Source organism: Nocardioides sp. B-3, from assembly GCF_024703895.1.
Lineage (GTDB): Bacteria > Actinomycetota > Actinomycetes > Propionibacteriales > Nocardioidaceae > Nocardioides.
In genome coordinates, this window is the sequence record NZ_CP087968.1 from 4,264,714 (window position 1) to 4,286,204 (window position 21,491).

Here is a 21,491-nt window from a genome sequence, read left to right on the forward strand (position 1 = left end):
GCGTTGCTCACCCATGCGCTCGATCATCGGCATCCTTGCCCTTCTCGTCCTGACGATCTGGCCCTCGAGCGCGGCGTTCGCCCATGAGGAGCGCGAGTCACAGTTCCCTCCCGGCCACGGCAGCGTGCCCGTGCATCGCACGGTCAAGCAGGCCGCCGACGTCATCGTCGTGTGCAAGGGCGACTCCGATGAGCGCATCGCGAAGATCGGCAAGGCGAAGGTCCGCCGCTTCAACGAGCGCCTGCTGAAGCAGTGCGACCACCGCAATCTCCGGGCGGCCGTCGATGCCGTGAAGGTCGAGAGGACCAACATCTACGTGCTGCCGGGGCGCTACCGCGAGCGCCCGTCCCGGAACGCGGCGTGCACCGAGGGCTACGACGGCGGCGTCGTCGAGTACGACCTGATCGTGTCCTGCGGCGAGGTCGTCAACCTCGTCACCATCGCCGGTGACGATCCCGAGGATCCCGACATCGTCTGCGACAACCAGCTCTGCAACCTGCAGATCACCGGCACCGGCACGAAGCCCTCGGCGGTCCGGTTCACGGGTGGCTTCAACGCGCAGGGCGACTGGGTCAAGCACAACGGCATCAAGGCCGACCGGGCCGACGGGTTCTACCTCGCCAACATGACCGTGGACCTGTTCCGGGAGAACGCCGTCTACGTGCACGAGACCGACGGCTACGTCCTCGATCGCCCGGTGACGAAGAACAACGACCTCTACGGCGTGCTCACGTTCGCCTCCGACCACGGACTGATCCAGCGCTGCGACGCCAGCCACAACGGCGACTCGGGGATCTACCCGGGCTCGGCGGCCGACGTCAACGCGCAGAGCAAGGACACCGGTCCGCTGACCCGTTGGGCCGTGGAGGTGCGCAACTGCAACATGCACCACAACACGCTCGGGTTCTCGGGTACGGCGGGCAACTCGGTCTACGTCCACGACAACCGGATCCACCACAACGGCATCGGCTATGTCGTGGAGTCGATCCCGGCTGGTCACCCCGGCATGCCCCAGGGACCACGGCTGGTTCACCGGCAACGAGATCTACTCCAACAACGTCAACTACTACGGCAACGTCCGTGGCGACGACGCTCCCTGTCACGCGGACAAGCCCGTGGATCGTGGTCACCAGCGCGGCGTGGTCTGCCCGGCCTTCGGCCTGCCGGTCGGCACCGGCGGGATGATGATCGGCAACCACAACTTCGTCAGCGGCAACCACTACTACGACAACTGGCGCTCAGGCGTGATGCTCTACTGGGTCCCGCCGGCGGCGCCATGGCGACTACGACCCGGCGCACCAGACCGACAACTCCAACTTCAATGCCTTCACCAAGAACGAGATGGGCTACAGCCCCGACGGCCGCGTGCTGCCCAACGGCCTCGACTTCTGGTGGGACGACGCGGGCATCGGCAACTGCTGGCAGGACAACCTCGCCGCGCAAGGGAAGGCCATCACGCACAACGCCACAGCCGGCACCCTGCCCGACTGTGGTCACGGCTCGCAGGTCCCGCTGAGCAACGTGGTCAAGACTGTGTCGCTGCTCCCGTGCGCCGAGTACGACCGCTACTCCAACCCCGAGCCGCCGCTCTGCGACTGGATCATCACGCCGCCCAAGCCCACCAAGGCCTCGATCGCCGCCGCGATGGCCCGGCCGTCTGACAGCCCGGTCGGACCGGCGCTGCTCATCGGTGGCGTCGGCCTCGGCGTGGCGGCCGCGATCCGGTTCGCCGCTCGCCGCCGTCGCACGTGAGGCGCCTGCTCGGCGTCGGCTTGCTCCTGCTCACGCTGGTCGCGGTGTACGCCGCCCTGCCGCTCGCGGTCAGGGTCCAGACACCTGTCGAGCCCGAGCTGCCGATCGACGCCGGACTCGACGTGCCGCAGTTCGGCAGCTCGGGGACGCGCTTCTTGCACTACGTGCACCACAAGACCATCGCGATGACCGTCCCCGTGCACAACTCCTCGCTCTTCTCGATCACCATCACGGCCGCCTCCATCGGTGCGAACAAGTACTCACTCCTCGAGCCGACCGAAGTGTCCGGCCTGCCGCTCCGCCTCGGACCCTCGCAGGACGGGGAGATCACCGTCGGACTGCGGTTCGGCAACTGCCGCTACTACCACGAGCGGGCCATCACCTCACTGGCCGGCGTCACGCTCGAGGGTGACTCCCCGGGGACGGGACTTCGACCGGTTCGTCGCCTTCGACGAGCCGTTGGCAGTGCACGGCCGGGTGATCACGGGCTGCCCGGACCGCACCTTGGTGCGTGGGGATGACGTCCGCGAGTAGCTACAGGCGTTCGATGATCGTGACGTTGGCTCGGCCGCCGCCCTCGCACATCGTCTGCAGGCCGTAACGCCCACCGGTGCGCTCGAGCTCGTTGAGCAGGGTGGTCATCAACCGGGTGCCCGTCGCGCCGATCGGGTGACCCGGGGGGATGCCGCCGCCGTTGACGTTGACCTTCTCGTGCGGTGCGCCGGTCTCCTTCATCCACGCGAGGACGACGGAGGCGAAGGCCTCGTTGCACTCGAAGAGGTCGATGTCGTCGATGGTCATGCCGGCCTTGGCCAACGCGTATTCGGTGGCGCGGATCGGTCCGGTGAGCATCCAGATCGGGTCGTCGCCTCGCACCGAGAGGTGGTGGATGCGCCCCCGCGGGGTGAGCTTGTGAGCGGCGACCGCCGACTCGGAGGCGATCAGCATCGCACTGGCGGCGTCACAGATCTGCGAGGCGACGGCTGCGGTGATCCGGCCACCCGGAGCGAGCGGCTGCAGCCCCGCCATCTTCTCCAGCGATGTGTCGCGGGGGCACTCGTCGGTGGTGAAGTCGCCGACGGGCACGATCTCGTTGGCGAAGCGACCCTCGGCGATGGCGGTGCGTGCCCGCGTGTGCGAGGCCAGCGCGAAGGCCTCCATCTCCTCGCGGCTGATGTCCCACTTCTCGGCGATCATCTCGGCGGAGTTGAACTGCGAGACCTCGACATCGCCGTACCGCGCGGCCCAACCCGGCGACTGGGCGAACGGCGTGGTGAAACCGTACTGGTCAGCCACCAGCATCGCTGCCGAGATCGGAATCGACGACATGTTCTGCAGGCCGCCCGCGACGACGAAGTCCCGGGTCCCCGACATCACCCCCCGGGCGGCGAAGTGCACGGCCTGCTGGGACGAACCGCACTGGCGGTCGATGGTCACCCCGGGCACGTGGTCCGGGAGTCCGGCCACCAGCCGGGGCGGTGCGAGCGACGTCGCCGGCCTGCGAACCGATGGTGTCGCAGCAGCCCATGATCACGTCGTCGATGAGCCCCGGGTCGACGCCCGCGCGGGTAACGAGCGCGCTGATCGCGTGCGCGCCCAGATCGGCGGAGTGCATGGCAGCGAGTGACCCGCCGCGCTTGCCGACCGGGGTGCGGACGGCGTCGATGATGTAGGCCTCGGGCATGTGGTGCTCCTTCTTCATGCGTGTTGGCTGCTCACGGAGACGGTCTCGCCCGTCATGTAGGACGCGTAGTCGCTGGCCGGGAAGACCATCACGTTGGCGATCTCCCACGGCTCGGCGGCGCGACCGAAGGCCTCGCGGCCCTTGAGCTCGGCGAGCAGCTCGTCGCTGGTGACCTTGGCGAGGAACGGGTGCATCGCCGGGCTGGGCGAGACCGCGTTGACCCGGATGCCATGGGGGGCGAGGTCGAGGGCGGAACAGCGCGTCAGCGCCATCACGCCGGCCTTGGCCGCGGCGTAGTGCGCCTGCCCTTCCCGGGCGCGCCACCCGATGACCGAGGCGTTGTTCACGATCACGCCGCCCCTGCCGGCATCACGCATCCGGGTGCCGGCAGCGCGCACGCAGCGGAAGGTGCCGGTCAGGGTGATGTCGATGACGCGTAGCCACTCCTCGTCGGTCATGTCGAGGATGTCGGCGGTGCCGCCGAGGCCGGCATTGTTGATCATCACGTCGACGCCACCCGTGTCGTCGGCCGTGGTCGAGGAGTGCTCCGACCTGTGCCTCGACGGTGACGTCGCAGGCCACCGACCGGACGCGGTCGCTTCCGAACTCGTCGGCGAGCGCCCGGTGGGCCTCGCTCAGGCGGCGCTCGTGGGTGTCGCCGATGACCACCGCTCGCGCCCCCTCCTCGAGGACGCGTCGTGCGACGGCCGCGCCGATGCCGGCGCCCGCCGCCGCGGTGACGACGACAACCTTCTCGTCGAGGAGGCCGTGGCCGGGAACGTAGGCCGGCGTGGGCTGCTCGGCTCGGGTGATGCTCACTGGGATGCCTCTTCCGCTCGCGTGGATCGTCGACCTAGAGTAACCTACCAAGCACTTGCTTGGTAGGTAGACTGGAGAGACCATGACCGACCCCCGCCCGACGACGCTCCCGCAGGCGCTGCTGCGCGCAGCCGAGCGCCACGGTGACCGACCGGCGGTCGTCGACGGTGTCCGGTCGCGGTCGTGGGCGGGGCTGCGCGATGACGTACGGCGCACCGCGGCGGCGTACGTCCGACTCGGTCTGGCACCGGGCGACCGGGTGGCGATCTGGGCCCCCAACAGCCCGGGAGTGGGTGGTCGCGGCTCTCGCCGTGAGTCACGCCGGAGGCGCGCTCGTCCCGGTCAACACCCGCTACAAGGGTCACGAGGTCGTGGACCTGCTGCGCCGGACCGGGGCGACCCTCGCGGTCGTGGCCGACGGTTTCTGGGCCGTTCCCAGCTCGATGAGCTGACCTCGGCCGCGGGTGATGCCGGAGTGCCCGACCTGCGGGTCGTCGTCCGGATCGGTCCCGGAGCTGCGGCCGAGGCTGTGGTCGCCTTCGACGACCTCGCGAACCTCGCCGACGACTCCTCCCTTGTCGAGGCGGACCGGCGAGCCGCCGACATCGGTGCCGACGACGTCGCCGACATCCTCTTCACGTCCGGCACCACCGGCCGCTCCAAGGGCGTGGTCTCCGCGCACCGGCAGACCGTGTCAGCCGCCCGCCTGTGGGGCGAGACCTGCGGCGTGACCGCGGAGGACCGCTACCCGGTGGTCAACCCGTTCTTCCACTCGTTCGGCTACAAGGCCGGGATCGTGGTGGCCCTGCTCAGCGGCTGCAGCCTCTACCCGCAGGCCACGTTCGATGTCGACGAGACGCTGCGGCTGATCGACGAGGAGGGCATCACCGTGCTGCCCGGGGCGCCGACGATCTTCACGTCGCTGTTCGCGTCCCCCGGGCTCACCTCCATCGACCGCTCGTCGCTGCGGATCGCGGTGACGGGAGCCGCAGTGGTCCCCGTGGCGCTGGTGGAGCGCATGCAGGCCGAGCTCGGCTTCGACCACGTCCTGACCGCCTTCGGCATGACCGAGTGCGTGGTCGCCACCATGTGTCGCCCCGGCGATCCCGACGCGCTGGTGGCGAGCACCTGCGGCGCGCCGGTGCCGGGTGTCGAGGTGCGGATCGTCGACCCGGAGACCGGCAACGTCGTGCCGGCGGGCGACGAGGGCGAGGTGCAGTTCCGCGGCGACCCGGGTGATGGTGGGCTACCTCGACGACGAGGAGGCGACCGCGCAGGCGATCGACCGGGACGGCTGGCTGCACACGGGCGACGTGGGCAAGGTGGACGAGCAGGACCACCTGACGGTCACCGACCGGCTCAAGGACATGTACATCTCCGGCGGCTTCAACGTCTATCCCGCCGAGGTCGAGCAGGCGCTCGCGCGGCTCGACGGCGTGGTCGAGTCGGCCGTCGTCGGCATGCCTGACGAGAGGATGGGCGAGGTCGGCCGGGCCTTCGTCGTACGAACCACCGAGGACGCCCTGTCCGTCGCAGACGTCACGGACTTCCTGCGCGAGCGGGTCGCAAACTTCAAGATGCCACGCGACGTGGTGTTCATCGATCAGCTGCCGCGCAACGCGGCAGGCAAGGTGCTGAAGGACGAGCTGAGGAGCAAGCCATGAGCAACGAACCAGTCGTCACCTACGAGGTGACCGGAGCCGTGGCGCGGATCAGGCTGAACCGCCCGGAATACCGCAACGCGCAGAACTCGGCGATGACCTATGCGCTGGACGAGGCCTTCCAGAAGGCGACCGACGACGACACCGTCGCGGTGATCGTGCTGTCGGGCAACGGCGACCACTTCTCGGCAGGGCACGACATCGGTACGCCCGGGCGCGACGTCGACGTCGAGTTCGAGCGGAAGGCCGTCATCCACTGGACGCACGTCGGCAAGGAGGGTGGCGACCTGCGCTACGCCCGCGAGGCCGAGGTCTACATGGGGATGTGCCGCCGCTGGCGCGAGGTGCCCAAGCCGGTGATCGCGATGGTGCACGGGGCGTGCATCGCGGGCGGGCTGATGCTCGCCCTGGACCTGTGACTTCATCGTCGCCTCCGACGACGCGTTCTTCTCCGACCCAGTGGTCCGGATGGGCATCCCGGGCGTGGAGTACTTCGCCCACCCGTGGGTGATGAACCCGCGCGCCGCGAAGGAGTTCCTCTTCACCGGCGACCGCTTCACCGCCACCCGGGCGCAGGAGCTGGGCATGGTCAACCGTGTCGTGCCTCGCGACGAGCTCGAGGCGACCGTCCTCGCGATGGCCGGGCGGATCGCCCAGATGCCGCGCTTCGGGCTGGCCCTGACCAAGAAGGCTGTCAACCGGGCCGAGGACCTGCAGGGCCTGCGTGCCGGCATGGACTCCGTCTTCGGGCTGCACCACTTCGCGCACGCCCACAACGCGGGAGGTCTCCAGCGACTCGCTGGGTGGACTGGACGCGAAGGGCATGGCCGCGAAGAACAAGGCGGCACAGGACAAGGCCGGGGCCTGATGGACCTCACTCTGTCGGAATCCGAGGCTGCCTTCCGCGACGAGGCGCGGACCCGGCTGGCCGAGAACGTCCCGACCACTCCCCTGCCGTCGATGGACACGGCCGAAGGCTTCGTCGCGCACCAGTCGTGGGAGGCGCGGCTGAGTGAAGCGCGCTGGTCGGTGGTCGCGTGGCCGTCGCGGTTCCGGTGGCCGCGACGCCTCGCTCGTGGAATGGGTGCTCTTCGAGGAGGAGTACTACCGCGCCGGTGCGCCCGGTCGTGTCTCGCAGAACGGGATCTTCCTGCTCGCGCCGATCCTCTTCGACCACGGCACTCCCGACCAGCAGGAGAGGCTCTTGCCGTCGATGGCGAGCGGCGAGACGGTGTGGGCTCAGGCGTGGTCCGAGCCCGAGGCGGGTTCCGACCTTGCGTCGTTGCGCTCGATCGCCGTACGCGATGACGACCGCGGTGGCTGGGTGCTGTCCGGACAGAAGACCCGGTCCTCGCGGGCGGCCTACGCGCACTGGGGCTTCGGGCTCTTCCGCTCCGATCCCGCGGCCGAGCGGCACCGCGGCCTGACCTACTTCCTGTTCCCGCTGGACGCCGACGGGGTCACGGTGCGTCCGATCGCCCAGCTCGATGGCGAGGCCGGCTTCGCCGAGATCTTCTTCGACGACGTCTTCGTCCCGGACAGTGACGTCCCGGGCGCGCCCGGCGACGGCTGGCACGTCGCGATGAGCACCGCCGGCAACGAGCGCGGCCTGTCCCTGCGCTCCCCGGGCGGTTCTGCGCGGCCGCGGATCGACTCGTCTCGCTGTACGGCGACCTTGGTTTCGACACGCTCGCTGGCGCTCGCTGCTCAACCAGCGGACGAGACGTCGTCGATGCCCGGATCAAGGCGCAGTCCTACCGCCTCTACACATGGGGCACGGTCACCCGGCTCGCCGACGGAGGCGAGATGGGCGCGGCCGGCTCGGTGAACAAGGTCTTCTGGTCCGAGCTCGACGTCGCGCTCCACGAGACCGCGCTGGACCTGCTCGGCCCGGAGTCCGAGGTGGAGTCGGCCCTGGACCGACGGCTACCTCTTCTCGCTCTCCGGCCCGATCTACGCCGGCACCAACGAGATCCAGCGCAACATCGTCGCCGAGCGGATCCTCGGACTCCCGAAGGAGCCCCGCCGATGAAATTCATTCACGACAATGAACAACGCGACTTCGCCGCGACGCTCGACAAGCTCCTCACCGCCAGCGACACGGTGGCGATCGCCCGCGCGTGGGCCGCGGGCGACACCGCCCCGGGACTTGCCCTGTGGCAGACGCTCGCGGAGCAGGGCGTGACGCAGCTGGCCACCGAGGCCACGCCCGTCGACGTCTGCATCGCGTTCGAGGCACTCGGCCGGCACGCGGTCGCGGGCCCCCGGGTCGAGTCGGCGGCCTACCTCCCCGTCGCCCTCGGCCATGAGGTCGAGAGCGTGGCCACCGTGGCCGTGCCTCCGCACGTTCCCTACGCGCTCGACGCCGACGTCGCCGAGCAGGTCTTCCTCGTCGACGGCGACGCCCCCGGTGGATGCGACGGTCGGAGAGGTGAGGACGTCGATCGATCGGACCCGACGGCTCGCCGTGGTCACCGCGGAGGTTGAGGAGGAACGAAGGCCCGTCACGAAGCCCGCGCTCGACGCCGCCTTCGACCCGGCCGTCCCGGCGACGGCGGCGCAGCTGCTCGGCGCGGGCGAGCGGATCCCGGCCGACTCGGTCACCTACGTGAAGCAGCGCAAGCAGTTCGGTCGCGAGATCGGGTCCTACCAGTGGATCAAGCACCAGCTTGCCGACGTCCGGATCGCGCTCGACTTCGCCCGGCCACTGATCGACGGAGCGGCCGTCATGCTCGAGGGACCGGATCGCGCACGTGATGTCTCGGCGGCCAAGGTCGCGGCCGGCGACGCGGCCTACCTCGCCTCGCGCGTGGGGCTGCAGGTGCACGGCGCGATCGGCTACACCGCCGAGTTCGACCTGTCGCTGTGGCTGCTCAAGGTCCGCGCGCTGGTCAACGCCCGGGGCACTCCCGACTTCCACCGCGGTCGCGTGCTGGAGTCGCTCACCCGCTGATGGCCACGTTGCCGAGGGCGACCAACGCGGTGAGCAGCAGCCCGCCGAGCACGATGGATCGGAACCTCTCGGGAGAGAGTCGCTCGAAGATCCGGTCGCCGATGGCCCAGCCGAGCGGCAGGCCGACGACGCCTCCGATGGCGGCCGCCCAGATGACCGCGTGCAGCTGACCGAGTACGGCGAAGGCGGCGACGGCCACGGCGTCCCGGCTGCAGAAGACGGCTTGCAAGGTCGCGCGGAACCGCTGGGCCGGAAGGCGCGCGCCGTGCAGTGACAGCACGAGCGGCGGACCGTTCATCCCGGTCGACGTGAGCAGGACGCCGCTCGTCACGCCGGCGGCCCAGACGGATGGTCGGCCGGCGGGCAGGGCAAGGTCTCGCCACAACATCAGCACCGCGAGCAGCAACGCCAACGCCACGAGGGCGGTCAGGGAGTGCTCGTCGAACGACATCAGCGCGACGACGCCCACGGGCATGCCCATCACCCCGGTGAGGGTGAGAGCCCGGGCGAGGGGTACGTCGACGTGCGCGTTCGCGCCGCCGGGCGCCCGCCGAGAGCAGCAGGCTGACCATGGTGGCCGCGACGACCGCGGTGGTGGGGCTGACGGCGAGGGCCAGCAACGGCACCGCGACCAGCGAGGAACCGAAGCCGCTCACCGCCCGGGCGACGGCGGCGAGCAGGAAGATGACGGCACCGATGCCGGCGATGGTGAGGAGTTCAGCCACCGAAGGCGACGTGTCCGGCCGTGACCGCGGGGCGACCATCGACGGTCACCCCGAACGAGGACCCCCATGCCTGCACCTGCAGCGTGTCTCCCGGGAAGACCGGCGCGGCGAACCTGCCGGAGAGCGCCTTCAGGGAGGCAGGGTGGACGCCACGTGCGTCAGCGAGGGCGACGACCGCCATCCCGATCGTGCACAGGCCGTGCATGAAGGGGCGCGGCATGCCCGCAGCCGCCGCGGCGGCGGGATCGACGTGCATCGCGTGCCGGTCGCCGAGCAGCCGGTAGAGCGCGGGCTGCTGGGCGGACGTCGCCACGTCCACGCTCAGGTCGGCGTCGCCGTCGGGGCCGCCGGCCGACGAGGGTCCTCGCTCGCCACCGAAGCCACCGAAGCCGGGGGCGAAGATCGACCGAGTCGCGACGAAGTAGTCGGACGTCACCTCGATGTCGTAGACCGCGGCTGCTCCCTTGTCCCAGACGTTGCTGACGCGGGCGGTCATCGTGACCTCGCCGGCTCGGGGCATGGGTGCCGGGACGCGGAGGGCTTGGGCGCCGTGGACCGCCGTCGAGGTGTCGAACGCCCCGGCGGAGCCGAGCGCGTCCGGCGCCCACTGGGCCGGGGTCAGCCCGAAGGTGGGCAGCACGCGCAGCTGGTCCTCGAAGACGAGGTCGAGGCGCGACGGGGAGACTCCGAGCGCGAGCGCGTAGAGGATCGGGTCGCGGTCGCCGTACGACACCGTGCGGGTGCCGAGGTCACGGCCGATCCAGGTGCTCATGCCGCCCCCGGGGCCGGGCCGGAGGTGGGCACGCCGGTGCCGGCGGTGACGACCACGTTGCGGACGTTGCCGGGCTGGTTGACCGAGGTGCCGCGAACCAGCCGGACCGCCTCGGCGATGCCGTTCATGCCGTGCAGGTAGGCCTCGCCGAGCTGGCCGCCGTGGGTGTTGAGAGGCAGCGATCCGTCGAGCTCCGTGTGGCCGTCCCGGATGAAGTCCGCGGCCTCGCCGCGGCCACAGAAGCCGAGCTCTTCGAGCTGGGGCAGCACGAACGGCGTGAAGTGGTCGTAGAGCACGGCCGCCCGGATGTCGCTCGGGCGGAGTCCGGATTGTGCCCAGAGCTGGTTGCCGACGAGGCCCATCTCGGGGATGCCCGAGATCGACGGACGGTAGTAGGAGGTCATCATGTGCTGGTCGGCGCCCGAACCCCCGGGCCGCACCGACGACGAGCACCGGGACGTGCGGCAGGTCGCGAGCGCGCTCCGCCGAGACGACGACGAGTGCCCGGCCGCCGTCGGTCTCCCGGCAGCAGTCGAGCAGGTGCAACGGTTCTGCGATCCAGCGCGACGCCCGGTGCTCCTCGAGCGTGATCGGCCGCCCGTAGAAGTGCGCCTTCGGGTTGGTCGCCGCGCGCCCGGTCGATGACCGAGATGCGCCCGAAGTCCTCCGACGTGGCGCCGTACTCATGCATGTAGCGGCGGGCGAACATGCCCACCCACTGCGCGGGGGTCGAGAGCCCGAAGGGCGTCATCCGTGCGTACGCCGCACGGTCGGCGTTCGTGTCCATCGGACGGTCCGCCCGGCCGAGGCCGTAGCGCTCCCCCGACCTCTCGTTGAAGGCGCGCCAGCAGACGACGACGTCGGCGAGGCCCGCGTGGATGGCGGCGGCCGCGTGCGCGACGGTGCCGGCGGCCGCGCCACCGCCGTGCGGGACGCGGGAGAAGAAGGACAGGTCGCCGATGCCGACGTTGCGGGCGACATGGATCTCGGCGCTCGTCTCGGCAGTGAAGGTGACCATGCCGTCGACGTCGCTGGGCCGCAGCCCAGAGTCGGCGATGGCGGCGGTCACGGCCTCGCAGGCGAGCTGCAGCTCGCTGCGGCCTGACTCCTTGGAGAACTCGGTGGCGCCGATGCCGGCGATCGCGGTCGCGCCCGAGAAGCCGCTCACAGCTGCACCTCGACGAGACCCGAGACGTGCACGCCGATCTGGTTGGCGCCGACGACGTCGACCGTCACGCGGTCGCCGTCGATGCCTGAGACCGACCCCGTGAGAGTCATGGTGTCGCCCGGGTAGTTGGGCGCTCCGAGCCGGATCCTGATCCGCTTCACGACGGCGGTCGGTCCGACCCACGACGTGACGAACCGGTCGACGAGGCCGTTGGTGGTCAGGATGTTCATGAAGATGTCCTGCGAGCCGCGCTCCTGAGCGAGGGCCGGGTCGTGGTGCACGTCCCGGTAGTCGCGGCTGGCGATCGCGGTGGCCACGATCAGGCTGCGGGTCAGTGGAATCTCCAGTGGGGGCAGGGTTTCGCCGATCCTCACGAGGCCACCTCCTCACGCGCGAGCACGGCGCCGAGGTCGGCGAGAGCGGCCGCCGACCCGCCGAGCGTGCTGGCGATCTGCTTGCCCCAGAGGAAGTTGCGGTGCACGGGGTAGTCGACGTCGACACCGATGCCGCCGTGCAGGTGCTGCACGCGGTGCACGACGTCGAGGCCGGCCCGGTCGCACCACCACTTCGCCACCAGCACGACGCGGGCCGCGTCGGGCTCATGGAGGGAGGCCGGGGCCTGCCACAGCGTGACGCGCATGGCGTCGATGTCGATCCAGCAGTCGGCCAGCTGGTGCTGGGCCGACTGGAACGTCGCGAGCGGTCGTCCGAACTGCTCCCGTGTCGAGAGGTACGTCGCAGCGAGCCGCAGCGCCCCGTCGGCGACGCCCACTGGACGGCCGCGAGGGCGAGCGCGGCGAGGCGGAGGACGGCGGCCAGCGACTCGTCGTCACCGACCTGCTCGGCGACAGCGTCGGTCAGGGTGAGGTGGCCGGCCGGGTCGTGGCTCGTGGTCTCGGTCTGCTCCCGGGCGATCCCGTCGCCGTCGGTCTGGACCGGGAACAGCGCCGGACCATCGCCGCCGGTGGCGGACACCAGCACGTGCGAGGCACCGAAAGGCGAGGGCACGACGGCCTTCGTCCCGGTGAGGCGCCAGCCATCCCCGGATCGGGTGGCGGCACATCGCGGCGTCGCGGGGGCCGCGCCGTCGAACTCCTCGAGGGCGAGCGTGATCCGCAGCGACCCGTCGGCGGCACCGGCGAGCAGCGCGTCGTGCTGGGCAGGGGTGCCGAAGGAGGCGACCGCGAGCGAGGCGACACCCGCCGACCACAAGGGCACCGGTGCGACGGTCCGACCCTGCTCCTCCGGGACGACGCAGAGCGCGGCGACGTCGAGCCCGGCTCCGCCGTACGACTCCGGAAGGGCGAGGCCCGGGGAGGCCGGCGCTGGCGAGGTGCGCCCAGAGCTCCTCGTCGAGGTGGGTGACGGATCCTTCGACCTCGCGCACCCGGTCGGTGGTGGCGCGGTCGGTGAAGATCTCGCGAGCCGGGTCGCGGACGGCGACGAGGTCCTCGTCGTGGGTGAAGTCCATCAGTTCTCCCGGGAGACGAGGGGCCGGAAGACCGGCAGGGTCAGCTCGGGATCGGCGTCGAGCCACTCGACCTCGAGCGGCATGCCGATGGTGAGGTCGTCGGCCGTGACGCCCGTGAGGTTGGTGATCAGGCGCGTGCCCTCCTCGAGCTCGACGACCGCGATCAGCAGCGGGTAGTCGAAGGCCGGGTGGCGCGGGTGGTGCGCCACGACGAAGGAGTAGAGGGTGCCGCGACCGCGCGCCTCGACCGTGTCCCAGTCGAAGGACTGGCACTCCGGGCATGCAGGACCGGGCGGGTGCCGCAGCGTCTTGCAGCCGAGGCAGCGCTGCACGACGAGCCGGTGCTCGCGCGCGGCCTCGAACCAGAACGCGTTGTCGAGATTGATCGCGGGGCGGGGTCGGGGCTCGAGCGCCGGGGATGGCCTGAAGCGCAACGTCCGCCAACGCTGGGTGGCGACGACCTCGCCGGCCGCGTCGCGGTAGGTCTTCAGGGTGGTCACGAACCGCCCGACACCCGAGCCGGTCGTCTTCTCCGGCGAGATCGACTCGACGACCTCCTCGACACTGAGGTGGTCACCGGGCACGACCTCTCGCACGAGCTCGAGGTCCGAGTCGGTGGCGACGACGGACGTGTAGCCGCCCTCGGCCAGCAGCGCGACCAGCTCGTCGAACCCGCCAGCCGTGACGGTGGCACCGAAGCCGCGCATCGTCCGGGCCTGCATCATCGACGCCGGCGCGACGCCGTCACCCGCGAGGTAGCGCGGGTTGGAGTCCCCCATCGCCTCGACCCAGTGCCGGATCATCGGCACGTTCACCGGGTCGGCAGCCGGGCGCAGCGCGACGAGCGAGCGGCCCACGAAGGCGGCCAGCGCATCGTCGTACGCACTCATCGCTTCGCCCTCGGCAGTCCGAGTCCCCGGGTCGCGACCATGTCGCGCAAGATGTCGTTGACTCCCCCGCCGAACGTGTTGACGATGCCCCGGCGCGACAGCTGCTCGACCTGTCCGTGGAGTACGGCGCCGGGCGACTCGGGACGGATCCGGCCCGCCGCACCGAGGACCTGCGTCAGGGTGCGTTGCACGTCGATGTGGGTCTCGGTGCCGTAGGTCTTGGCGGCGCCGGCAGTCGCGCCGGTGAGGTCGCCGGAGGCGACGGCGGTCGTCATCTTCCAGTTCATCAACCGCATCGCCTCGAGCTTGGCGTAGGTGCGCGCCATCTCGGACTGGACCCACGGCTGCTCGATCACGCCGGTGTCCTTGGCCCGAGCCAGCACGTTCTCCCAGAGCTGGATCATCCGGCCGCCGAGGGCAGCGAGGCCGATCCGCTCGTGGTTGAGCTGGGCGGTGATCAGCGACCAGCCGGCGTTGACCTCGCCGACGACATCGCCGGCCGGGACGCGGATGTCGGTGTAGTAGGTCGCGGTCACGACCATGCCACCAACGGCCCGGATCGGGCTCCGTGGTGAAGCCGGGGTCGGTGGTCGGCACGATCAGGATCGAGATGCCCTTGTGCTTCGGGGCGTCGAGGTCCGTGCGCACGGCCAGCCAGACGAAGTCGGCAGTGTTGGCACCGGACGTGAAGATCTTCTGGCCGTTCACCACGAAGTCCTCGCCGTCGCGCACCGCCCGGGTGGCGAGGGAGGCCAGTCGGTGCCGGCCGACGGCTCGGTGTAGCCGATCGCGAACACGATGTCGCCGGCCGGGATGCCGGGCAGGTAGGCCTGCTTCTGCTCCTCGGTGCCGTACTGCATGAGGGTCGGGCCGACCGTGTTGACGGTGACGAACGGGAACGGCAGCCCGGCGCGCTGGACCTCGTCGAAGAAGACGTACTGCTCCTCGATCGAACGTCCCCGGCCGCCGTACTCGACCGGCCAGCCGATCCCGAGCCAGCCGTCGCGGCCGAGCATCTTCACGACCTCGCGGAAACGCAAGCCACCGACGCCTTCCTCGCCGACACGTCGCCGTACGTCGTCAGGAAGCAGCGCGGCGAAGTAGGCGCGCAGCTCCTTGCGGAGCTGTTGCTGGGCGGGGGTCTCGCGCAGGTCCATGGGGGTCCTCGGTGTTGTCTGGGGCCCGTCAGGGCAGGGAAGCGGAGTCGGCCGGCGGCCTCGAACTCCGCGCGCAGGGCGGCCTTGTCGGCATCGGCCATCGGGACGTAGGACGGAGCGCCGCGGCCCTCCCAGCGGTGGACGGGATCGGTGGTCCGCCAGCCCTCGAGCTGGATCGCCTTCTTCTGCAGCTTGTTGGAGCCGGTGGTCGGCAGCGCGTGCGAGAACCGGACGAAGCGCGGCGCGCCCTTGGTGCCCGTGTCCGCCTGCGCTGCCGGGAATCCGGGCAGGTCCAGCGAATCGAAGGTGACTCCTTCGGGGACCTCGAGAGCGGCCATCACCCGGTCGCCGGACGTCGGGTCGGGTACGGCGAACACGCCGGCCGCCACGATCGCGGGGTGCCGCTTGAGGATGCGCTCGATCAGCAGGGCGGACGTGTTCTCGCCGTCGACCCGGATCCAGTCCCCCGAGCGGCCGGCGAAGTAGAGGAAGCCCTGCTCGTCGGCGTAGCCGAGGTCACCGGTCCAGTACCAACCGTGGCGAACGCGCTCAGCGTCGGCCTCGGGGTTCTTCCAGTAGCCCTCGAAGCTCTTGGCTCCCTCGGTGTTGACCAGCTCGCCGATCGCTTCCTCGGCGTTGAGCACGCGACCGTGCTCGTCGAGGAGTGCCGGCGGGCAGGTCTCGCGGGTCTCGGGGTTCACGACACGGACTCCGGCGTGGGCGGGCCGTCCGAGGGTGGCGACCGGCCCGTCCGGCGCGAGGGTGATCATCCCGGCCCCCTCGCTGGACCCGTAGGCCTCGAGCAGGGTGGCACCGAAGCGTCCGGTGGAACTCCGCCCTGGTCCTCGGGCGAGGCCTCGGTGCCGAAGCCGTGGGTCAGCGTCGAGTCGCCGTCCGTCTCGGCAGGAGGCGTCGCCAGCACGTAGCTGATCGCCTTGCCGACGTAGGTGAAGTAGGTCGCGCCGAAGCGGCGGACGTCGTCCATGAAGCGGGATGCCGAGAACTTCGGGGTCAGCGCGACGGTGGCGCCGGCGACCAGCGACGGCGCCCACAGACCCATCAGCGCATTGCCGTGGAACAGCGGCATGCAGCAGTAGGACACGTCATCGCGCTGCACGTCGTACTTCGCGGCGTTCATCCGGCCGAGCCCCGGGAGTCGTCCCCGGCTGCAGCGGACCGCCTTGGAGGCGCCGGTGGTGCCGGAGGTGAAGAGCAGCAGCAGCTGCGTGGTCGCATCGATCGTGGGGTCCCCGGGTCGGTTCGCAGGCGTGCTTGGCCACCCGGTCGCCGTACGCCGGATCGTCGACGAGGAGGAACCTGTCCCGCGAGAGCCCGATGTCCAGACCGTCGAGCAGGGCCAGACCAGCCGTGTCGGTGATGACCAGCTGGAGCTCGGTGTTGCGCACCTCCTCCTCGAGGTGGGCGCCGCTGCGAGTGTTGTTGATGCCGACGATCGAGGCGCCGGCCAGCGCCGCGCCGCCGAGCCAGAGGATGAACTCGGGGACGTTCTCGAGCAGCACCCCGATGTGGAACGGGCCGTCGACTCGCAGCGCGCGGGCCAGCTCGGCGCGGGCCGCGCTCTCGTGGACCACCTCGTCCCGGGTCCGGGACCGGTCGCGGGAGAGCAGGCCCGGGTGGTCGTCCCCGAGCCGGTCGAGCAGGAGCCCGGCGATCGTCTCGCTCACGAGGCGTAGCCCTCCGGCTTGCCCCGTGTGGCCGTCCGCGTGGTGCTGCGCTGGACGAGGACGCACCGCGTGCCGGTGAAGTTGGTGGGCATGCACTTGTTGCAGTGGTTGCACAGCGACGGGGTGGAGGCGTCCTTCTGGATCCGGTTGATCAGGTCAGGCTCGCGGAGCAGCGCGCGGGCCATCGCGACGAACTCGAAGCCCTCGTCCATCGCGAGGTCCATGACCGACTTCGTGGTGATGCCGCCGAGCAGGATCATCGGCAGCTTCACCGCGGCCCGGATCTGGCGCGAGTCCTCGAGGAGGTAGGCGTCGGTGTACGGGTAGGCCTTGAGCTTGCGCTTGCCGACCAGCTTCACGCCGAGCTTGATCGGCTGCGGCATGACGTCCGCGAACTCCTTGAGCGGAGCGTCGCCCTTGAAGAGGTACATCGGGTTCAGCAGCGACGAGCCGGCGGTCATCTCCAGCGTCGCAGCGAGGCCGTCGGCCTCGAGCCACTGGGCGACCGGGATCGCCTCGTCCAGCCAGAAACCGCCGGGCACACCGTCGTCCATGTTCATCTTGGCGATGATCGCGATCCGGTCGCCCACCGCGTCACGGACGGCGCGCATGATCTCGCGTGCGAAGCGGGCACGGTTCTCCAGGGCTGCCGCCGTAGCCGTCGGTACGGTGGTTGATCTTGGGCGACAGGAACGAGCTCGCCGGGTAGTTGTGGCCGAGGTGCACCTCGACGGCGTCGAAACCGGCGTCGATCGCGCGGCGGGCCGCCTCGGCGTGCGCCTCGGTGATCCCGGTCAGGTCGGCAACGCTCGCCTCCCGCGCCCAGCTCAGCGACGTGGCGTGGAAGTGCTTCGTCGGGGAGAGCGCGGGCAGGCCGTTGCCCTTGGGGCTGGCGACCGGTCCGCCGTGGCCGATCTGTGCGGAGACCGCGGCGCCGTGGGCGTGCACCGCCTCGGTCAGCCTGCGCAGCCCGGGCATGGCCTCGTCGGTCCACAGGATCTGGTGCCTGTCCGTGCGTCCCTCCCGGGCCACCGCGCAGTAGGCCACCGTCGTCATTCCGACCCCGCCGGCGGCGTACCCGACGTGGAAGTCGATCAGGTCCTGCGTGACGCGCGCCTTGTGGCTGAGCCCCTCGTACGTCGCCGCCTTGATCACGCGATTGCGGAGTGTGAGCGGCCCCAGCTTGGCAGGCGCGAGTACGTCGGGAGAGGTCATGCTGTGCACGCTAGGAAGCCTCAGCCCGACTTCAGGTCGTTCCTTCCACTGAGTGGGATGTGGACGGAGCCCCGTGTCACGCGACACCGACTCTGTGACGGCAGACACAACCGGTGACTCGGACCACCAGTCCAAACCCCCAGTGGAGGAACAGTGAAGACACGCATCCCGACTCGTGCCCGATGGGCGGTCCTGCTCTCAGCAAGCGCCCTCGTGGTCACAGGCTGTGCGGACACAGCGGCCGAAGACGGCGCTGACAAGGACGCTTCGGGGAAGGTGGACTACGCCACCCGGCTGATGAACGTCGAGGAAGCCTCCGGCGACCCCGTCCGTGGTGGCACCCTGCGCGTCTCTGAGTACTCCGAGGCACGCACCCTCAACCCGACCCAGACGTTCCCGACCGGCACGACCGGCGGCAACATCATGGCCGCGGTCTACGACACGCTCGTGAGCTACGACCCCGTCACGGACGAGTACGAGGGCCAGCTGGCCGAGTCGCTCGAGAGCGACGACTTCACGACTCGGACGCTCAAGCTGCGCGACGGCGTGACGTTCCATGACGGGACCCCGTTCAGCGCCAAGGCCGTGATTGCCAGCCTCGAGTACTACGACTCGTCGTACGGCATGAACGCCACCCTGCTCAAGCAGGAGATCAAGTCCCTGACCGCCGTGGACGACCTGACGGTCGAGATCAAGCTGGCCAACCCCCGGGCCAAGTTCCCCAACATGCTGGCCAGCGGCGCAGGCATGATCCTCGCCCCCGCGGCGTACAAGGATCCGGCTGCCTTCAAGCCGATCGGTGCCGGACCGTTCACGTTCACGAGCTACGCGCCGGCCGAGAAGACCGTGGTCACCGCAAACCCCGACTACTGGAACGGCCGCCCGGCTCTCGACTCGATCGAGTTCGTGCTGCTCGGCACCGACTCGACGGCGTACGAATCGCTGCAGTCCGGCGGTGTCGACGTAGCCACTCTGCGTGGCGCAGCCGTCATCGACGAGGCGATCGCGGACGGCACTGCCGGCATGGTGAACCGAGCCTCGCTGGCGAACAACTTCTGGATCAACAACCGTGAGGGTTTCCCCGGCGAGGACAAGCGGGTTCGCCAAGCGATCGCTCTCGCCATCGACCCGGTCGTCTTCTGCGATCGTGCGTCCGGCGGCCACGGCGACCCGACGAAGCTGCTGATCAGCGGCGACTCCCGCTGGGCCCCGGGCGTCGAGCCGATGCCGACCGACGTGGATGCGGCCAAGGCGCTCCTCGAGGAGGCCACGGCCGACGGTTACGACGGGAAGATCAGCTTCACCGCCCGCACCGACCGGGCCTCACAGGCTGGGGCGCTGGCCGTGAAGGCAATGCTCGAGGCTGCCGGCTTCGAGGTGAAGCTCGACCTGCTCCCGGAACGTGGCCGACCGGGTCCAGAAGGTCTACATCGACCACAGCTTCGACATCGCCGTCGTGGCCTCGAGCATCCCCGAGGGTGACCTCTTCACCCGCGTGGTCTCGTCGATGGGCAGCACGTCAGGCTTGAACGTCTCGGGCTACGCCAGCCCCGAGATGGACGAGCTCTCCGCGCAGCTCCGGGCCGTGGAAGACCCCGCCGACGCCGCGGAGATCATGACCAAGATCGAGGCCCTGTGGGCCGACGACGCACCCGGTGTCGGCATCTCGTCGGGCGCCATGATCAATGCCCGGAGCGACGACGTCCACGGCATCGAGCCGAGCGCGGAGACGATGATCCTCTTCGCCGACGCATGGCTCGCTCAGTGAGCTGACAGCTACAACAAAACGCCCGGTCCCTCCTCGGAGGGGCCGGGCGCTTGCTATTTCAGAGGCAGTTGCAACAGACGCTGCGGGTCTCAGATGCTGCGGATCCGGGGAGCAGCGGCCTCGAGCTGTCCGGCCGGGGAGAGCAGGAGGCCCTCCTGCCCGAGGTCTGCAGCAAATTGCACGCCGATCGGCAGACCGTCCCGGTCGGTGCCGAGGGGCACGGACATGGCTGGCATGCCGGTGGCGTTGAACACGCTGGTCCACGCCGAGTAGATCGCGGCGTGCTCGTAGATCGACTCCGGTCGGGTCGTGTCGAGCAATCCGAGCAGGGGGCACCCTGCAGGCGAGGGCCGGCGTCAGCAGGACGTCGTACTCCTCGAAGGTCGCGCCCACCTGCCAGCCGACGCGCTGAGCGGCGCTGAGCGCTCGCGACAAGGCGGTGGCGGGCATGGTGACGTAGTGGTCGAACAGGATGCGGGTGAACGGCTCGAGGTCGTCATCGCGAAGATCGCGGCCGAGCTCGGCCAGTCTGTCCCGGACAGCCGTGGTGAAGGCGATGCCCATCAACGGCGCGGTCGCGGCGGACACGTCTCCGGGCACCCACTGCGCCTTGACGGGGACGACCGTGTGCCCCAGCGAAGCGCACAGCTGTGCTGCGTCCTCGACCGCCGCCACGACGTCCGGATCCGTCTCGGGGCCGTCGATGAAAGAAGTGGTGAGCCCGATCCGTAGCCGCCCGGGCGGCCGCGCGGCCGGGGCAGCGAACGACTCAGCAGGAGCCGGTACGCCGATGACGGTGCCGGCCACCCGCACGGAGCTGATGTCGAGCAGCAGAGCACTGTCGCGGACCGTCGTCGTCACGGCGTGGTGCACCGATGCCGGTGCGCTCAGGGTCGAGGGAGCGGGTGCCGTCGTGACCCGGCCACGGCTGGGCTTGAGCCCGAAGAGGCCGTTCATCGACGCCGGGATCCGGATGGAGCCCCCGCCGTCGCTGGCGTGGGCCACCGGCACCGGGCCGGCAGCGACGGCCGCCGCCGCACCACCGCTCGACCCTCCCGTCGAACGGGTGAGGTCCCGCGGGTTCCTCGTCGGTCCGTGCAGCAGTGGCTCCGTGCTTGCGTTCAGGCCGAACTCGGGGCTGTTGGTGGTGCCGAGCACGACCATGCCGGCCCGCTTGTAGCGCGCCACCAGCTCGGAGTCGTGGTCGGGGATGTCGTCGGCGAAGAGCCGGCTGCCGCGACTGCTGGGCAGTCCCGCGACGGACATGTTGAGGTCCTTGATCAGCACCGGCACGCCGCGCAGCGGCCCGTCCGGGAGCCCGGTATCGACCTCGGCCAGCGCTTCCTCGAAGCGCGTGGCAATCACGGCGTTGAGGGAAGGATTCTGCTTCTCGATCCGCGCGATCGCGTCCTCGACAGCCTCGCGTGGGCTGATGTCGCCATTGCGGATCAGCTCCGCGAGGTGGATGGCATCCGGGTGGCAGCATCAGGTGGCCACGTTGTGGCAGGCGATGTAGTGGCCGTCCCCGACCCGGCGCAGCTGGGGTTCTTCAGCAGCGCACTGTTCCGTCGCCAGCGGGCAGCGGGTCCGGAACCGGCAGCCCGACGGCGGGTTCAGCGGCGAGGGCAGCTCGGTGGCGGCCGCCGACAGCGAGATGCTCACGGGTGCGACCTTCTCGCCGCCGGGGATCGAGGCGATCAGCGTGCGGGTGTACGGGTGCACGGCCGCCGTCTCCCGGGCCGGTCGAGGGCAGCACCTCGCAGGTCTTGCC

Annotated in this window: 28 protein-coding genes and 6 pseudogenes; 13 read left to right on the plus strand and 21 right to left on the minus strand. The window is 70.3% G+C overall.

Features of this window, described 5'->3' with window-relative positions; translation table 11 throughout:
* The first annotated feature begins 13 nt into the window (after positions 1-13).
* Genes LP418_RS28235 through LP418_RS28245 form a run of 3 tightly spaced genes read left to right on the plus strand, consistent with a single transcriptional unit; the run spans position 14 to position 2,273 of the window.
* A complete protein-coding gene (locus LP418_RS28235) occupies positions 14-1,516 on the plus strand; it encodes a right-handed parallel beta-helix repeat-containing protein (RefSeq protein ID WP_257954536.1) in 1,503 nt (500 codons plus the stop codon).
* 5 nt (positions 1,517-1,521) lie between these two features.
* Positions 1,522-1,752, plus strand: coding sequence for a hypothetical protein (locus LP418_RS28240; RefSeq protein WP_257954537.1), 231 nt, complete (start codon positions 1,522-1,524; stop codon positions 1,750-1,752).
* Positions 1,749-2,273 carry a hypothetical protein gene (locus LP418_RS28245; RefSeq protein ID WP_257954538.1) on the plus strand — a complete coding sequence of 175 codons (525 nt, stop codon included), beginning with the start codon at positions 1,749-1,751 and terminating at the stop codon, positions 2,271-2,273. Before LP418_RS28240 ends, LP418_RS28245 begins: the two co-directional genes overlap by 4 nt.
* A 13-nt stretch (positions 2,274-2,286) precedes the next feature.
* Here the strand turns inward: LP418_RS28245 and LP418_RS28250 are convergent, their stop codons facing one another.
* The 3 genes and pseudogenes from LP418_RS28250 to LP418_RS34935 all read right to left on the minus strand — a co-directional run bounded on the left by LP418_RS28250 (position 2,287) and on the right by LP418_RS34935 (position 4,339).
* Positions 2,287-3,219: an acetyl-CoA C-acyltransferase gene (locus tag LP418_RS28250; protein WP_336275851.1), complete on the minus strand. Its 933-nt coding sequence runs from the start codon at positions 3,217-3,219 to the stop codon at positions 2,287-2,289.
* A gap of 67 nt (positions 3,220-3,286) precedes the next feature.
* Positions 3,287-3,454 (minus strand): annotated as a pseudogene (locus tag LP418_RS31860) (hypothetical protein); the annotation flags it as partial.
* A pseudogene (locus LP418_RS34935) lies at positions 3,451-4,339 on the minus strand (SDR family oxidoreductase). The pseudogenes LP418_RS34935 and LP418_RS31860, both read right to left, overlap by 4 nt.
* On the opposite strand from LP418_RS34935, the gene LP418_RS31875 reads away from it, so the two are divergent.
* From LP418_RS31875 to LP418_RS28310, 8 genes and pseudogenes are all read left to right on the plus strand, one after another.
* Complete coding sequence (locus LP418_RS31875; RefSeq protein WP_442940054.1) at positions 4,338-5,723, plus strand: AMP-binding protein; 1,386 nt, start codon at positions 4,338-4,340, stop codon at positions 5,721-5,723. The pseudogene LP418_RS34935 and the gene LP418_RS31875 sit on opposite strands and share 2 nt — an antisense overlap.
* Positions 5,716-5,919 (plus strand): AMP-binding enzyme, encoded by a 204-nt coding sequence (locus LP418_RS28280; RefSeq protein WP_257957221.1) that lies wholly within the window; start codon positions 5,716-5,718, stop codon positions 5,917-5,919. Before LP418_RS31875 ends, LP418_RS28280 begins: the two co-directional genes overlap by 8 nt.
* Positions 5,916-6,335 carry an enoyl-CoA hydratase-related protein gene (locus LP418_RS28285; RefSeq protein WP_257954541.1) on the plus strand — a complete coding sequence of 140 codons (420 nt, stop codon included), beginning with the start codon at positions 5,916-5,918 and terminating at the stop codon, positions 6,333-6,335. Before LP418_RS28280 ends, LP418_RS28285 begins: the two co-directional genes overlap by 4 nt.
* Positions 6,336-6,384: 49 nt before the next feature.
* Positions 6,385-6,588, plus strand: a pseudogene (locus tag LP418_RS28290) (enoyl-CoA hydratase-related protein); the annotation flags it as partial.
* A 412-nt stretch (positions 6,589-7,000) separates the two neighbouring features.
* Positions 7,001-7,084 (plus strand): annotated as a pseudogene (locus tag LP418_RS31880) (hypothetical protein); the annotation flags it as partial.
* Between the two features lie 114 nt (positions 7,085-7,198).
* A complete protein-coding gene (locus LP418_RS31885; protein ID WP_336276155.1) occupies positions 7,199-7,744 on the plus strand; it encodes an acyl-CoA dehydrogenase family protein in 546 nt (181 codons plus the stop codon).
* Positions 7,657-8,403, plus strand: coding sequence for a hypothetical protein (locus LP418_RS31890; RefSeq protein WP_442940342.1), 747 nt, complete (start codon positions 7,657-7,659; stop codon positions 8,401-8,403). Before LP418_RS31885 ends, LP418_RS31890 begins: the two co-directional genes overlap by 88 nt.
* Positions 8,384-8,869, plus strand: a complete 486-nt coding sequence (locus LP418_RS28310) for an acyl-CoA dehydrogenase family protein (RefSeq protein ID WP_257954542.1) — start codon at positions 8,384-8,386, stop codon at positions 8,867-8,869. The genes LP418_RS31890 and LP418_RS28310 overlap by 20 nt, the downstream gene beginning before the upstream one ends.
* Here the strand turns inward: LP418_RS28310 and LP418_RS28315 are convergent.
* The gene (locus LP418_RS28315) at positions 8,859-9,344 is read right to left on the minus strand and encodes a TSUP family transporter (RefSeq protein WP_257954543.1); all 486 of its coding nucleotides are present in this window, start codon (positions 9,342-9,344) and stop codon (positions 8,859-8,861) included. The two genes, LP418_RS28310 and LP418_RS28315, sit on opposite strands and share 11 nt — an antisense overlap.
* Between LP418_RS28315 and LP418_RS28320 the strand changes: the two genes are divergently transcribed.
* Positions 9,343-9,618 carry a hypothetical protein gene (locus tag LP418_RS28320; protein ID WP_257954544.1) on the plus strand — a complete coding sequence of 92 codons (276 nt, stop codon included), beginning with the start codon at positions 9,343-9,345 and terminating at the stop codon, positions 9,616-9,618. The two genes, LP418_RS28315 and LP418_RS28320, sit on opposite strands and share 2 nt — an antisense overlap.
* On the opposite strand, the gene LP418_RS28325 is transcribed toward LP418_RS28320, so the two are convergent.
* The 15 genes and pseudogenes from LP418_RS28325 to LP418_RS28390 form a co-directional block, all read right to left on the minus strand.
* The gene (locus LP418_RS28325; protein WP_257954545.1) at positions 9,587-10,366 is read right to left on the minus strand and encodes a MaoC/PaaZ C-terminal domain-containing protein; all 780 of its coding nucleotides are present in this window, start codon (positions 10,364-10,366) and stop codon (positions 9,587-9,589) included. The genes LP418_RS28320 and LP418_RS28325 overlap by 32 nt on opposite strands.
* Positions 10,363-10,773, minus strand: coding sequence for a thiolase C-terminal domain-containing protein (locus tag LP418_RS28330; protein ID WP_257954546.1), 411 nt, complete (start codon positions 10,771-10,773; stop codon positions 10,363-10,365). Before LP418_RS28330 ends, LP418_RS28325 begins: the two co-directional genes overlap by 4 nt.
* Positions 10,770-11,534, minus strand: a complete 765-nt coding sequence (locus tag LP418_RS28335) for a hypothetical protein (RefSeq protein ID WP_257954547.1) — start codon at positions 11,532-11,534, stop codon at positions 10,770-10,772. The genes LP418_RS28330 and LP418_RS28335 overlap by 4 nt, the downstream gene beginning before the upstream one ends.
* Complete coding sequence (locus LP418_RS28340) at positions 11,531-11,908, minus strand: MaoC family dehydratase (RefSeq protein WP_257954548.1); 378 nt, start codon at positions 11,906-11,908, stop codon at positions 11,531-11,533. The genes LP418_RS28335 and LP418_RS28340 overlap by 4 nt, the downstream gene beginning before the upstream one ends.
* A complete protein-coding gene (locus LP418_RS28345; RefSeq protein WP_257954549.1) occupies positions 11,905-12,306 on the minus strand; it encodes an acyl-CoA dehydrogenase family protein in 402 nt (133 codons plus the stop codon). The genes LP418_RS28340 and LP418_RS28345 overlap by 4 nt, the downstream gene beginning before the upstream one ends.
* 410 nt (positions 12,307-12,716) lie before the next feature.
* Positions 12,717-12,785 (minus strand): annotated as a pseudogene (locus LP418_RS34940) (hypothetical protein); the annotation flags it as partial.
* A gap of 219 nt (positions 12,786-13,004) precedes the next feature.
* Positions 13,005-13,895, minus strand: a complete 891-nt coding sequence (locus tag LP418_RS28355; RefSeq protein ID WP_257954551.1) for a bifunctional MaoC family dehydratase N-terminal/OB-fold nucleic acid binding domain-containing protein — start codon at positions 13,893-13,895, stop codon at positions 13,005-13,007.
* On the minus strand, positions 13,892-14,437 hold the full coding sequence (locus LP418_RS28360; protein WP_257954552.1) for an acyl-CoA dehydrogenase family protein: 546 nt from the start codon (positions 14,435-14,437) through the stop codon (positions 13,892-13,894). Before LP418_RS28360 ends, LP418_RS28355 begins: the two co-directional genes overlap by 4 nt.
* Positions 14,438-14,516: 79 nt before the next feature.
* Positions 14,517-14,627: pseudogene (locus tag LP418_RS31895) on the minus strand (hypothetical protein); the annotation flags it as partial.
* Positions 14,600-15,007 (minus strand): acyl-CoA dehydrogenase family protein, encoded by a 408-nt coding sequence (locus tag LP418_RS28365; RefSeq protein ID WP_257957223.1) that lies wholly within the window; start codon positions 15,005-15,007, stop codon positions 14,600-14,602. The gene LP418_RS28365 and the pseudogene LP418_RS31895, both read right to left, overlap by 28 nt.
* On the minus strand, positions 14,914-15,822 hold the full coding sequence (locus tag LP418_RS28370; RefSeq protein ID WP_257954553.1) for an AMP-binding enzyme: 909 nt from the start codon (positions 15,820-15,822) through the stop codon (positions 14,914-14,916). Before LP418_RS28370 ends, LP418_RS28365 begins: the two co-directional genes overlap by 94 nt.
* The gene (locus LP418_RS28375; protein WP_336276156.1) at positions 15,819-16,274 is read right to left on the minus strand and encodes an AMP-binding protein; all 456 of its coding nucleotides are present in this window, start codon (positions 16,272-16,274) and stop codon (positions 15,819-15,821) included. The genes LP418_RS28370 and LP418_RS28375 overlap by 4 nt, the downstream gene beginning before the upstream one ends.
* Positions 16,156-16,737, minus strand: a complete 582-nt coding sequence (locus LP418_RS28380) for a hypothetical protein (RefSeq protein WP_257954554.1) — start codon at positions 16,735-16,737, stop codon at positions 16,156-16,158. The genes LP418_RS28375 and LP418_RS28380 overlap by 119 nt, the downstream gene beginning before the upstream one ends.
* Positions 16,734-17,348, minus strand: a complete 615-nt coding sequence (locus tag LP418_RS28385; RefSeq protein ID WP_257954555.1) for an oxidoreductase — start codon at positions 17,346-17,348, stop codon at positions 16,734-16,736. Before LP418_RS28385 ends, LP418_RS28380 begins: the two co-directional genes overlap by 4 nt.
* Entirely contained in the window at positions 17,332-17,952 is a 621-nt protein-coding gene (locus LP418_RS28390) for an oxidoreductase (RefSeq protein WP_257954556.1), read from the minus strand. Before LP418_RS28390 ends, LP418_RS28385 begins: the two co-directional genes overlap by 17 nt.
* Before the next feature lie 276 nt (positions 17,953-18,228).
* Here LP418_RS28390 and LP418_RS28395 point away from each other — a divergent pair, with 276 nt between their 5' ends.
* Positions 18,229-19,434, plus strand: a complete 1,206-nt coding sequence (locus tag LP418_RS28395; protein ID WP_257954557.1) for an ABC transporter substrate-binding protein — start codon at positions 18,229-18,231, stop codon at positions 19,432-19,434.
* A 37-nt stretch (positions 19,435-19,471) separates the two neighbouring features.
* On the opposite strand, the gene LP418_RS28400 is transcribed toward LP418_RS28395, so the two are convergent.
* The gene (locus LP418_RS28400) at positions 19,472-21,187 is read right to left on the minus strand and encodes an amidase (RefSeq protein WP_336276157.1); all 1,716 of its coding nucleotides are present in this window, start codon (positions 21,185-21,187) and stop codon (positions 19,472-19,474) included.
* 18 nt (positions 21,188-21,205) lie between these two features.
* Positions 21,206-21,442 carry an oligopeptide/dipeptide ABC transporter ATP-binding protein gene (locus LP418_RS34945; RefSeq protein WP_442940055.1) on the minus strand — a complete coding sequence of 79 codons (237 nt, stop codon included), beginning with the start codon at positions 21,440-21,442 and terminating at the stop codon, positions 21,206-21,208.
* Between the last annotated feature and the right edge of the window lie 49 nt (positions 21,443-21,491).